At 43.0% G+C, this 12,837-nt stretch carries 9 protein-coding genes; 5 read left to right on the forward strand and 4 right to left on the reverse strand.

What is annotated here, in order from left to right; translation table 11 throughout:
• Positions 1–190: 190 nt before the first annotated feature.
• Positions 191–748 (reverse strand): hypothetical protein, encoded by a 558-nt coding sequence (locus tag BCT34_RS17190; protein ID WP_017068001.1) that lies wholly within the window; start codon positions 746–748, stop codon positions 191–193.
• A 452-nt stretch (positions 749–1,200) separates the two neighbouring features.
• Here BCT34_RS17190 and BCT34_RS17200 point away from each other — a divergent pair, with 452 nt between their 5' ends.
• Positions 1,201–3,609: an ATP-binding protein gene (locus BCT34_RS17200; protein WP_076657052.1), complete on the forward strand. Its 2,409-nt coding sequence runs from the start codon at positions 1,201–1,203 to the stop codon at positions 3,607–3,609.
• 168 nt (positions 3,610–3,777) lie between these two features.
• On the opposite strand, the gene groL is transcribed toward BCT34_RS17200, so the two are convergent.
• Positions 3,778–5,424, reverse strand: coding sequence for a chaperonin GroEL (gene groL / locus BCT34_RS17205; RefSeq protein WP_076657053.1), 1,647 nt, complete (start codon positions 5,422–5,424; stop codon positions 3,778–3,780).
• A gap of 51 nt (positions 5,425–5,475) precedes the next feature.
• On the reverse strand, positions 5,476–5,766 hold the full coding sequence (locus tag BCT34_RS17210) for a co-chaperone GroES (RefSeq protein ID WP_004741353.1): 291 nt from the start codon (positions 5,764–5,766) through the stop codon (positions 5,476–5,478).
• Between the two features lie 378 nt (positions 5,767–6,144).
• Between BCT34_RS17210 and BCT34_RS17215 the strand changes: the two genes are divergently transcribed.
• Positions 6,145–7,482 (forward strand): MATE family efflux transporter, encoded by a 1,338-nt coding sequence (locus BCT34_RS17215; RefSeq protein WP_076657054.1) that lies wholly within the window; start codon positions 6,145–6,147, stop codon positions 7,480–7,482.
• A 60-nt stretch (positions 7,483–7,542) separates the two neighbouring features.
• Entirely contained in the window at positions 7,543–8,025 is a 483-nt protein-coding gene (locus BCT34_RS17220; RefSeq protein WP_076657055.1) for a methylated-DNA--[protein]-cysteine S-methyltransferase, read from the forward strand.
• 231 nt (positions 8,026–8,256) lie between these two features.
• On the opposite strand, the gene gpmM is transcribed toward BCT34_RS17220, so the two are convergent.
• The gene (gene gpmM, locus BCT34_RS17225) at positions 8,257–9,789 is read right to left on the reverse strand and encodes a 2,3-bisphosphoglycerate-independent phosphoglycerate mutase (RefSeq protein ID WP_076657056.1); all 1,533 of its coding nucleotides are present in this window, start codon (positions 9,787–9,789) and stop codon (positions 8,257–8,259) included.
• Positions 9,790–10,625: 836 nt separating this feature from the next.
• On the opposite strand from gpmM, the gene BCT34_RS17230 reads away from it, so the two are divergent.
• Both BCT34_RS17230 and BCT34_RS17235 read left to right on the forward strand, forming a co-directional pair.
• Entirely contained in the window at positions 10,626–11,726 is a 1,101-nt protein-coding gene (locus BCT34_RS17230; protein ID WP_157934858.1) for a sugar transferase, read from the forward strand.
• Positions 11,726–12,835, forward strand: coding sequence for a hypothetical protein (locus BCT34_RS17235; protein ID WP_076657057.1), 1,110 nt, complete (start codon positions 11,726–11,728; stop codon positions 12,833–12,835). Before BCT34_RS17230 ends, BCT34_RS17235 begins: the two co-directional genes overlap by 1 nt.
• Positions 12,836–12,837 lie beyond the last annotated feature (2 nt).

Consider the following 12,837-nt stretch of genomic DNA (forward strand, 5'->3'; position numbering starts at 1 on the left):
ATATAAAACAACATGCTTATCAAGCAATTTGGGGGAGTGTGGGTCAGAAATGGAATTGAACGTAATGACGCCTAAACAAAGAGTTTAGGCGTTGATAGGCTTAGCCTTTAAATTCTAATGCTTAACTAAAAGCGAATGCGCTAACGAAAAATTGCTCGCCAATCGCAGAAGCAAAGGCTAAACGACCGCTTTATTTAGCGAAGTTTACAATCGGGAAGCACGGGAAGAAACCGTTATCAGCACAGTTGATCAGGCCAACTTGTACACCTTCAATTTTGTTGGTTTTGTTGAAGATACCAACCTGAACCGTCGACACTTCTGAAAGGTTCGCAGCGCCAACATCAACCATAGTGTTACCTTCTGAGTAGTTGACGAAACTCACGTTCGCGCCTTTTACATCATTGGTAATGTTCACTGCACCAAGGTTAACACCCGTTGTTTTACCTGTGTTCCAGTTGAAGAAACCTAGAGATGCGCCGGTCATTTCTTGGTTCACTTTTGATGCACCGAAGATACCCAGGTTCACACCTGTTGTTGTTTGCGTCTCAGACATACCAACAACCGCAAGATCAACACCTTTAAGGTCGTTTACTTGTCCGTGAAGCAGAGCTAAACGTACACCGCCAACCGCATCTGAATCAGGTGCGTTGAAGCCGTTGATCGTTGAAAACATAACAGGCGAAGAAGCGAATGCCGCTGGTGCCATTACTGCTGCCGACACAGCAAGTACTGAAAGTAGTTTTTTCATTGGGGAGTCTCCACTGACTTATTGTTGACTTGATTAATCCATTTTCAATCAAGCATTTATTATCCTTTATTCAACAGCTATCCATGTTAGACCAATGTCATAACTGTACTGTTGAATATAAGCCGCTAAATCATAAAGAGCAATGGTAAAAAGCAGATGCGGGATTCGAGTGAACGAGATACGAAAAGCAAAAAAAAACGGAGACCGAAACCTCCGCTCTAGCGCTTGTTATTCCAAATAAGAATCTAGGCAAGAAAATTAACATGCTTCACAAGCTTGTAGCCCACACACTCATTGCTGCATCTAAAGCGATGTCATCCTAAAAAATTTAATGACGAAAGCTCAACAGACCTCTGTTATTCAAAAACTAATGTTCGTTAAATCCTCAAAATAAACTAAGTTTTAATGACAGGGACACAAACATATGAAACGCATAGAGCATGGTAAGTATAGTGATTAAGGAAACTGCGAATAAACAGACCATAAAAGCAATTATTTCGCGTGGCTCTTTAGCTATAGTGCTGTTTCTGTGCCTTTATCTCTATGCTAGTTATGTCCTGAAGAACAAAGAGCAGGACATGATTGATCTCCAGCTTAGCCTTTCACAAGCCTATAGCGTTATGCTCTCTGTCAGGCGGCAGGAACAACAATTTATTTCTACAAGGCAACCAGAAACTCATGAGCTTCTCGATAGAAAGCGAAGTCAGCTAATCGAAAAACTGGCTGAGATCGATGGAAAAATCGTACGAAGCGACCTAAATATTTCTTTTAATTACGCCAAAGTTATCGAGCATCTCGATGAGTACCACACAGCCTTTTCATTATTAGCCCTTGAGTTAGTCAGCATGCATGGTCAGGGGGACCAAATTGGGCTCATAGAGAAGCTTAAGAACGCAGCGTTGACACTTGAGCGCTTCGTACATAAAGCAAATAACAAGCGGCTTGAAGAACTGTTTATAGATACGCAAGATCTCATGTATCAGTTTTTCACTGGCTTTGAGCAGAAAACATTAGATCAGATTGTCGATTCATTGTTCAAAATCCAATATGAAGTCGAAGAGAATACCCGAACGATTACTGCACTGGCTTCGTTTAATAATTTTAAACGCCATTTTTGGCGATTGCAGCGGGGGTTAAAGAGTGTAGGGTATAGTTCTGACAGCGGTTTGAAAGGAGAGCTCACGAGCAGCATTTATCATGTTGAAGATGAACTCAACTTGCTGTTCACCGAAACACCTAAGCGAATCGCAGAGAACCTGATACAGGTAAAGTGGTACCGATATATATCAACAGCCACATTAGGAGGGGTGACTTTACTGGTGCTGTTCTATGTTGTGTGGCGTGCCAGTCACCTCGAAACTCAGTTAATTGTTTCACAAGAGAAAGAGCGACAGGCTAATCGTGCCAAAAGTGCCTTTCTTGCCAATATGTCTCATGAGATACGAACACCGCTTAATGGTGTTATTGGTATGTCAGAAATTCTGGCAGAAACTAAGTTATCGCCAGAACAGAAAGACTGCCTTGGAACGATCAACACCTCTTCTCAAGCCTTACTTATGTTGATCAACGATATTCTCGACCTATCCAAAATAGAATCAGGCAAACTGGAAATTAATCCACATACGACAGACTTAAGAGAGCTGCTATTTGACAGCGCGACTTTGATCTCCTCTAAAGCTTATCAAAAGCAGATTAAGCTGGAAGTTGAGGTTGATGACGAGCTTCCAGAGTACATTCATGTTGATGAGAATAAAGTTCGCCAAGTGTTGATGAACTTTGCTTCAAATGCGATCAAATTTACAGAGCAAGGCTCAATCGTATTCGCGGCTCAACGGCTTGCATCATTAGAAAAAGAGTATGTGATCGAGTTTTCCGTTCGAGATACTGGTATTGGTATTGCAAAAGATCAGCAAGAACACATTTTCAAAGAGTTTTGCCAAGAATACACCAATAGCCCCTCTAATATTGTGGGCACGGGGTTAGGACTTAGTATTTCGTCACGTATGGTGGAGATAATGGGAGGCTCGATAGATGTTGAGTCAGAGAAAGGCGTAGGCAGTTGCTTCCGTTTCCAATTAACGGTGATGCAATCAGAACATTCTGAAACTAAAAAGCGTAAACAGACCGTTGTCTATTATTCAGATGCCCCATCGAAGCTTTTACTCGATGATTTGTTCCGCTTTGGTTACTCACCAAAACTAAAATCAATTGAAGCAAATTTGGCGTCAGGTGGCATCCCAGATATCGCTTTTACAGAAGATATTAATCAAGCTAAAGCACTACACCACCAAGCACCAGAGGTGAAAATCATCATGGTGAAAAATAACCTTAGTGAGCCGGTGAAGGAGTGCGATTTTGTCTCAGGTTATGTCACTCTTCCTATGCTCGGTTCCCGCTTAAGCAGCATGATGAACTCATTACTTGAAAGGGTGCCGCCGCCTCAGTCAAAACCAGTAGAAGGGAGCGGACGTCAAAAAGTACTCGTGGTTGAAGATAACCGCGTGAACCAGAAGGTGGTATGTATCAATTTAGATAAGCTAGGAATTGAGTATTGGATTGCTAATGATGGACAACAAGCCATTGATTTATATCGAGAGCATCATCAAGAAATCGGCCTTGTTTTGATGGACTGCATGATGCCGAATGTCGATGGCTTTGAAGCAACGGAGCAAATCAGGCGCTATGAAGAAAGCCTGCAGCTTCAGGCAACGCATATTCTTGCTTTAACAGCTTCAGTGCTCGATGATGATATTAAACGTTGCTTTGAATGTGGCATGGATGATTATCTTCCAAAGCCATTTAAGCGTGACATGATGCTGCAAAAAATTGACGCACAACAGTTTACACACGAGGCTGGGTGACCACTGATTAAAAGCAGATGCGGGATTCGCGTAAACGAGATTCGAAAAGATTGAGAGCAGATGAGAGATACGGGTGACGAGATGCGAAAAGCAAAAAAAAACGGAGACCGAGGTTTCCGTTTTCTAAAGCTTATGTATGGCTCTCTCTGTTACGAGAAAGGGAGATGATTACATCATACCGCCCATGCCACCCATACCGCCCATGCCACCCATATCAGGCATAGCAGCAGACGCATCTTGAGGCTTGTCTGTGATCATCGCTTCTGTTGTGATCATAAGACCAGCAACTGATGCAGCGAACTGTAGCGCAGAACGAGTAACCTTAGTTGGATCTAGGATACCCATAGCAATCATATCGCCGTATTCGCCAGTCGCCGCGTTGTAACCGTAGTTACCTTCGCCAGCACGAACATTGTTAGCAACTACTGATTCTTCGTCACCCGCGTTCTTAGTGATTTGACGGATAGGTGCTTCCATTGCACGTAGTGCAACACGGATACCTACGTTTTGCTCTTCGTTGTCGCCTTCAAGGCCAGCAACTTTAGATGCAGCGCGGATAAGTGCAACACCACCACCAGCAACCACACCTTCTTCAACAGCAGCGCGAGTTGCGTGAAGTGCGTCTTCTACGCGGTCTTTCTTCTCTTTCATTTCAACTTCAGTCGCAGCGCCAACTTTGATTACTGCAACACCGCCAGCTAGCTTAGCTACGCGCTCTTGAAGTTTCTCTTTGTCGTAGTCAGACGTTGCATCTTCGATTTGTTGACGGATTTGAGAAACACGACCTTGGATCATTGTCTCTTCACCCGCACCATCGATGATAGTAGAGTTTTCTTTAGTGATCGTTACGCGCTTAGCTTGACCTAGGTCTTCTAGCGTTACTTTCTCAAGGTCTAGGCCGATCTCTTCAGAGATAACCGTACCACCCGTTAGGATAGCGATGTCTTGAAGCATCGCTTTACGACGGTCACCGAAACCAGGCGCTTTAACAGCAGCCACTTTCACGATGCCACGCATGTTGTTCACAACAAGAGTTGCTAGCGCTTCGCCTTCTACATCTTCAGCGATGATCAGAAGTGGACGAGATGCCTTAGCAACCGCTTCTAGAGTCGGAAGAAGTTCACGGATATTTGAAACTTTCTTGTCGATTAGAAGGATGAATGGGCTTTCTAGATCAACAGAACCTGCTTCTTGGTTGTTGATGAAGTAAGGAGATAGGTAACCGCGGTCAAACTGCATACCTTCAACTACGTCTAGCTCGTCTTGTAGAGCCTGACCTTCTTCAACGGTGATAACACCATCACGGCCTACTTTTTCCATCGCTTCAGCAATGATGTTACCTACTGTCGCGTCAGAGTTTGCAGAGATAGTACCTACTTGTGCGATAGCTTTGGTATCTGCACATGGAACAGAAAGGCCTTTTAGCTCTTCAACTGCTGCAACAACGGCTTTGTCGATGCCGCGCTTAAGATCCATTGGGTTCATGCCAGCAGCAACGGCTTTTAGGCCTTCAGTGATGATAGCTTGAGCAAGAACAGTTGCCGTAGTCGTACCGTCGCCCGCTGCGTCATTCGCTTGCGAAGCCACTTCTTTAACCATTTGCGCGCCCATGTTTTGGAACTTGTCTTCAAGTTCGATTTCACGTGCAACAGAAACACCATCTTTAGTGATCGTTGGTGCGCCAAATGATTTGTCTAGTACAACGTTACGGCCTTTAGGGCCTAGCGTTACTTTTACAGCGTCAGCCAGAACGTTTACACCTTCTAGCATTTTAATACGTGCGTCGTTACCAAATTTAACGTCTTTAGCAGCCATCTTTATTTCCTTTAAATTCTTTGTTCAATCAGTTCAATGTTATGGGTCGGATTACTCAACGATCGCCATGATGTCGTTTTCAGACATGATCAGAACTTCTTTGCCGTCGATTTTTTCAGACTTAGTGCCGTAGCCTTCAGCAAAGATAACAGTGTCGCCAACTTTAACGTCCAATGGTTGTACTGAACCGTTTTCTAGAATGCGGCCTTTGCCAACAGCTAGAATGACACCGCGAGTAGATTTTTCAGCGGCAGAACCAGTTAGAACGATGCCACCAGCAGATTTAGATTCAACTTCTTGGCGCTCAACGATAACTCGGTCGTGTAGAGGACGGATATTCATCGGTCGTATCTCCTGATAATTTCCATTTAATATGATAGTTGCCACGATTGGCATGGGTTAAAGAGTATGTTGGGGCGATGTGAAAGATCCCAAGGGGGGAAAGGGAAAAATTGTGATCTTGGTAGAGCAGATTCGGGATGCGAGTAAACGAGATTCGAAGAGCTTAAAGAGAAGAGCAGTTACTGGATTCGAGTAAACGAGTAGCGAACCTTCTTTGGCTTTGCTTTTCGTATCTCACATCCCGTTACCCTCATCTAATTATTTGTATCTGCTCTTCAAGGTCTTCGCATCTCGAATCTCGTTTACTCGCATCTGCTTTTCTTCCCTTCCCGACCACATCTGTTTATCCTACGCTTTTGGTTTCTATCGGCGCTTTACATGCAAGATAAACACGGGCTCTTAACCGCCCCTATTGAGAGTACATTACGTACCATGACCATACCGACCATATTCGGTATGGTGGCGATCTTGATGTTTAACCTCGTCGATACCTTCTTTATCTCACTACTTGGCACACAAGCCCTTGCGGCGGTAAGCTTTACCTTCCCTATCACCTTTGCGATTAACTGCATCACCATGGGGATTGGCATTGGCCTTTCGACGTGTATTGGGCGCTTACTCGGTCAAGGCTGCGCACAAAATGCCGCTCGCTTTACCTGTCACGGCTTATTACTCGCGGTACTTCTTGTTGGTTTCACGTCAATACTGGGGCTTGTAACCCTAGAGCCCATGTTTACCTTATTGGGAGCCGAGCCTGAGTTACTGCCACTGATATCCGAATACATGTCAGTTTGGTATTTAGCCATTCCACTGCTCGTTATTCCGATGGCAGGCAACAGTGCGATACGAGCGAGTGGCGATACCAAAACACCCGCCAAGATCATGATGCTGGCTGGCCTAATTAACGGCATTCTCGACCCGCTGCTGATCTTCGGTTACGGACCTTTCCCTGAGCTGGGGATTCAAGGCGCCGCCATTGCGAGCGGATTCAGTTGGTTTGGCGCGTTGTGTGGTTCACTTTATGTGTTAACCATACGAGAGAAACTGCTTGCTCCACCCAAGCTAAAAACCATCATCAATGACTGGAAACAGATTTTAACCATAGGCACACCCGCAGCTCTTTCCAACGCCCTAAACCCACTTGCTGGCGCTATCATTATGATGATGTTAGCCAAACAAGGAACCGAAGCCGTCGCGGCTTATGGTGCTGCTCAGCGAATTGAATCCATTCTGATCATTGTATTGATGTCTCTGACCTCAGCCCTCACGCCTTTCATGGCGCAGAACTTTGGCGCAAACAACCCTCAACGCAGTTTTAAGGCTCTGTTTATCAGTATGCGTTTTGCTGTGTTATTCCAAGGCTTGATCTTTTTAATGATGGTACCGCTAAGCATCCCATTAGCCGCCCTATTCTCTCAAGAGGAATCGGTGCGAGGTATCTTGTGGCACTACTTGTTAGTCGTCCCATTGAGCTATGGCTTCCAAGGTATCGTGATGATGCTGATCAGCGCCATGAATGCGATGCATCAACCGCTCAAAGCCTTTCAATGGAGCTTCATGCGTTTGTTTGTCTTTACCTTGCCGTTTGCTTGGGTAGGTAGCCAAATCGATGGCGTCGAAGGGCTGTTTATCGGCTTAGCCTTGGGGAACATCATGGGTGGTATTTCAGGGTACTTGTTTGCGCTTCGCATAAAAAAAGATACGAGATGCGAGTAACCGGGATGCGAAAAGATTTAAGAGCTTGAGAGCAGAAAAAGACTAAAAAAGGAAGATGACATGGAAGACACCACTTACAAAATGTTCTATGACGCACCGATTGGCAAGATGATCATTGTTAGCAATGGTGTGTCGCTTATTGAAATTGACCATGTAAATCACGAAGAGCTAATGATTAGCAATCCAGATGACCTTTGCCAACTCGCGACAAAACAGTTGGATGAGTACTTTGCAGGTCAACGAACAGAATTCGATTTGCCATTAAGAGCGATAAAAGGCACTGACTTTCAAAAAGCAGCATGGCAGGCTCTTACCTCAATTCCTTATGGCGAAACCATCAGTTACGGTGAGCAAGCGAAAAGAATGGACAATCCAAAAGCCGTAAGAGCCGTCGGTGGTGCAAATGGTAAGAACCCATTCAGCATTGTTGTTCCTTGCCATAGAGTCATCGGCGCCAATGGGACATTAACCGGCTACACCGGCGGCATGAACCGCAAAGAGTGGTTGTTGGACTTTGAGCGTTCAGTTTTGAAAACAAGATGAGAGTAAACGAGATTCGGGATATGAAATGCAAAGAAGGAATCTCTTTCTGTTTTTGGCTTTATCGCTTTTCGCTACTCGTTTACCCGTATCTCTCATCTGCCTTTTAAGCTCTTCGAATCCCGTTTACTCGTATCTCACATCTATAAAAAAGCCCGCACTTTGAAGTGCGGGCTTTCAAAATCGTTAAAGCTCAACGTGAACCGCTGAGCCAAACAATTACTTAACTACTAACTACTTAACGATCACATCGCCTGACATCTCAGCTGGGATTGCGATACCAGACAGAGAAAGCATTGTTGGTGCTAGGTCAGACAGCTTACCGCCTTCTTTGAACTCAACGTCTTTGTTGCCAACGTAGATAAGTGGCACTGGTAGGTTAGTGTGCGCAGTGTGGATGCCGCCCGTTTCAGGGTTTACCATCATTTCCGCGTTACCGTGGTCTGCAGTGATAAGCAGTTGGCCATCGGCTTCTTTGATTGCTTCAACCACTTTACCAAGACATTCGTCTAGCGACTCTACGGCTTTAACTGCTGCATCGTAAACGCCAGTGTGGCCAACCATGTCACAGTTAGGGAAGTTACAAACGATAGCGTCGTATTTACCGCCTTTGATTGCAGCAACTAACTTTTCAGTCAGCTCTGGTGCGCTCATTTCTGGCTGTAGGTCGTACGTTGCTACTTTTGGAGAAGCAACAAGTTGACGCTCTTCGCCTTCGAACTCGTCTTCGATACCGCCGTTGAAGAAGAACGTCACGTGCGCGTATTTCTCTGTTTCAGAGATACGTAGTTGCGTTTTACCTTGCTTAGATAACCACTCACCGTAGGTGTTCTCTAGAGAAGCCGGTGGGAATGCACAAAGCAGTGGGATGTCTGCTGCGTATTGAGTCAGCATCACGAAATCGATCGCTGGGAATACGTTACGAGCAAAACCGTCGAAATCAGGCACGAATGCACGTGTGATTTCACGAGCACGGTCGGCACGGTAGTTCATGAAGATAACCGCATCGCCATCAACGATAGCTGCAGACTCTTCGCCTTCTGCTTTAATTTCAGTCGCTTTAACGAACTCATCGTTTTCGTCACGAGCATAAGCCGCTTCTAGGCCAGCTACTGCAGTGTCGAATGTGAACTCAGCTTTTGCTTGAGTCAGTAGGTCGTAAGATTCTTGAACGCGATCCCAGTTGTTATCACGGTCCATTGCGTAGTAACGGCCAATAAGCGAAGCCACACGGCCTTTGCCTAGCTTAGCGAACAGTTCTTGGAAACGTGCAAGTGTGTTTTGTGCGCTACGTGGCGGCGTATCACGACCGTCTAGGAAAGCGTGTAGGTAGATTTTCTCTGCGCCACGCTCTGCTGCCATTTCAACGGCTGCGTAGATGTGATCTTCATGAGAGTGAACGCCACCTGGAGACATAAGGCCCATGATGTGAACCGCTTTCTCAGCTTTCACCGCTTTATCAATAGCATTCACTAGTGTTTCAGTTTGGCCGAATTCGCCATCTGAAATTGACTTAGTGATACGAGTAAGATCTTGGTATACCACGCGACCCGCACCGATGTTGGTGTGACCCACTTCAGAGTTACCCATTTGGCCATCAGGTAGGCCTACATCTAAGCCAGAAGCCGAGATTAGCGTGTTAGGTTGGTTAGCAATAAGACCGTCTAATACTGGTGTATTAGCGTTCGCGATAGCGTTGTCTTGGTTGTCTTCACGGTAACCGTAACCGTCAAGGATCACTAGAGCCATTGGCTTCTTAGCTGACATAGGACTGACCTCGTTCAATTCAAAATAAATCGGTATAAAAACAAATTAGCGTAATTTTACTACAGTTTACAGTCAAAACTGTAGTGGAAGATCAAGAAACGTCTCAGGTAAGAGGATCGGATATGAAAATAAATGTCATTTGATGGTGACCGATACTTTGTTTCCAAACTAAAGTTCATATAAATAATCCCTGTGAGCCTAAGTATTAGATGATGGCTACTCCATCAAGTCTGTTTTCTTAGAGCTTTAATGATCGGATAAATCTCACAAGCTTGAGTATTGCCCCCTATACCAATGCTAGTTTGAAGCATATAAATTCTGACAACTAAAACCTAGCTCTCTATCATAACCAATACCCAGAATGCCGGCCTCCACTCCCAGAGTTAGTGGCAATGCACCTTTGGTTAATGAGCAGGTTCGTATGAGTCAAACTAGATCCGCAATAGTTGTGTTGTTGTCATTGTTCGCATGCTCCTTCACCAATCCAAACGTCAGTGACTCAGGATTGACTAAGCTTGGTTATGTTATTTCCAGGTCATTGTGTTACTACAAGACTTGGTCATTAGTCTAAATCTTGAATGAAAGCTTAGTCGAACAGGCCATAAATTGAGATTAAGCTCCCTAAACTTAGGAAAAACCTGCACCTTATAACCTCGCTGCTAACCTTAAATTTTGATACACTCCACCACAAGAAACACAACATACGAATTACTATGAAGCTTTATACTATCCAACATTCATTGGCACTTCTTAGCATTCAATTAATCATTACAAGTTGGTGTCTATTCATATACTCTCATTTACCAAGCACTGTTCTTAACTCTATGATTTTGGTTATGCTTGTATTTTTATTAACTACTTATACTCTTCCGTCAAAAAATAGACTATTTTCAAGTAAACAGCACGAGTTCATTATTACACTTATAAGTAGTTATGGCGTTTCAGCTCTATTTATTACACTCCTCCGAATAGAATACTCTCGTCCTGCTTTGCTTATAGGGGCTGCCTTAACCTTTATTTGGGTCCTCATCTATTATCGTTTACATAAAAAACAAAAAATCACACTATATTCTCTTACCGGTTCAGTAGATAATATTGACTCACGTTATAAAAATATTACCGTATATCAGTATCAAAAAGAAATATCACTGCTTCAAATCAAAAAAAACTCCGATGGACTAATTACTAACCTTCATAAAACACACTCAAGAGATACAGCTAAATTCCTTGCCGATTGCGCTCTTGCTCAGATTCCCGTTTATCATTCAGAAGTGATTACAGAGCGCTTAAATAAACAAGTATCAACCACTCATTTATCCGAAACCACCTTACAGTCTCTCACCCCAAACTCTAGATACTTAAAAATAAAGCCCATATTAGAAGCGGCTCTTATCCTATTACTTCTTCCTATAACTCTTATTTTATGCTCTATCATTTCCGCCCTACTTTATATTCAAGACCCAGGAAAATTAATATACACCCAAGCTCGAATTGGAAAAAATGGTACAAAATTTACTCTGTATAAATTCAGAACCATGTACAATTCAGCATCAATTAAAAGTGCACAATTTGCTACTCAAGAAAAACATCGAATTCATTTTATTGGCGCTTGGTTAAGAAAATTTAGATTAGATGAAATACCGCAGTTTTATAATGTACTAAAGGGAGATATGTCCCTAATTGGCCCTCGACCTGAGCAGCCTGAATTTGTTGAGTCCTACAAACAGAAAATCCCATGTTACAACTATCGCCACACGGTAAAGCCAGGAATAACCGGTTGGGCACAGATAAATCAAGGATACACCGACAATTCAGAATCAACGCAGACAAAGCTAGGTTATGATCTCTATTATATTAAGCATTACAGCTTCGAGTTAGATTTAACTATCGTAATAAAAACGATTAGAACCTTACTAACAACAGATGGATCTGCGTAATGAAACAAAGAAAAATAGTACATATACTCATTGACAATGCCTCTCGACTTGATTTTTTCCAACGAGTTCTTAACAATGAAAACACTACGCCCTCTTGTGTATTTCATTCGAATATCTATTCCTATGTGCTAGCAAAAACAAAAAAATATCCTGGTAGCCATATTTTACTTAGACAAAGTAAAGTTAAGAAAAACACAGCACAATCGAGCATAGAAGAGATTAAGGGACAGAGAGAATATCAATACGGTATTAATATAAGTAACTTTAAAAAATTAGTAGAATCAAGTGATGAACTATGGGTATTCTCAGGATTTCAATACGTTGCTTTAGAAATAAAGACTACACATCATAATATTCGTTACTTTGAAATAGCTAATTTCCCCAATAAATACCAGTCAAGTTATACAGGGGTAAATGCGGACGCAGATCATCATAATAAAATAGAAGAATTACGAACAACTCATACTGTGACGCCTAGAGAAATAGAACTGCTAAAAACACAACTACTCACTTTTCGTCCGCCACACGTTGACTCCTCAATCCTAAGTAAAGCTCTAGAACAGTTTGTGAACCTGATAGGCTTTCATTGCCTAAAAACGACAGCTCCCCATTCATCACCATTGCAACAACTACAAAAAGCTATTGAGATCCATCGAGTTAGAAAGGTTATTCATAAGCATAAGCACTTACAACGTCCAAGTAACTTCAATTTATTCATAGGACAAGTAGCACAAGATTCGCAAACCCTATTTCAATCCAATACAAATGCTATTGATTCAATTAAAAAAGCACACCAAGACTCAGAATCAAAAGGACTTCCTCTTATCGTACGGCTTCACCCAGGAGAAAAACAACTCTGCGTAATACAAGAACAAATCCGTTTTTGCAAACAAGAAGGCATCCTCATTTACAACCAAGGAGCTTTACTGGAAAGCGTTCTTCAAAGTGAGCATATATATACAATAAACTCCACTGGAGGGTTACATTCTTTACTCCTTGAAAAACCAGTAACCCTTTATGGAAACAGTTTTTATCAAGGTTGGAAAGCCAGTGATGTCGTCCTTTATCACCAACATTTACTTCAAGAATTACACTCTCCTAACTCATAAAA

It is taken from the genome of Vibrio sp. 10N.261.45.E2 (assembly GCF_002875705.1).
Lineage (GTDB): Bacteria > Pseudomonadota > Gammaproteobacteria > Enterobacterales > Vibrionaceae > Vibrio.

Coding starts and splice junctions, on each gene's coding strand:
- BCT34_RS17190 (WP_017068001.1), bottom strand. CDS start 748: ATGAAAAAACTACTTTCAGTACTTGCTGTGTCGGCAGCAGTAATGGCA.
- groL (WP_076657053.1), bottom strand. CDS start 5,424: ATGGCTGCTAAAGACGTTAAATTTGGTAACGACGCACGTATTAAAATG.
- BCT34_RS17210 (WP_004741353.1), bottom strand. CDS start 5,766: ATGAATATCCGTCCTCTACACGACCGAGTTATCGTTGAGCGCCAAGAA.
- BCT34_RS17215 (WP_076657054.1), top strand. CDS start 6,145: ATGCAAGATAAACACGGGCTCTTAACCGCCCCTATTGAGAGTACATTA.
- BCT34_RS17220 (WP_076657055.1), top strand. CDS start 7,543: ATGGAAGACACCACTTACAAAATGTTCTATGACGCACCGATTGGCAAG.
- gpmM (WP_076657056.1), bottom strand. CDS start 9,789: ATGTCAGCTAAGAAGCCAATGGCTCTAGTGATCCTTGACGGTTACGGT.
- BCT34_RS17230 (WP_157934858.1), top strand. CDS start 10,626: ATGCTTGTATTTTTATTAACTACTTATACTCTTCCGTCAAAAAATAGA.
- BCT34_RS17235 (WP_076657057.1), top strand. CDS start 11,726: ATGAAACAAAGAAAAATAGTACATATACTCATTGACAATGCCTCTCGA.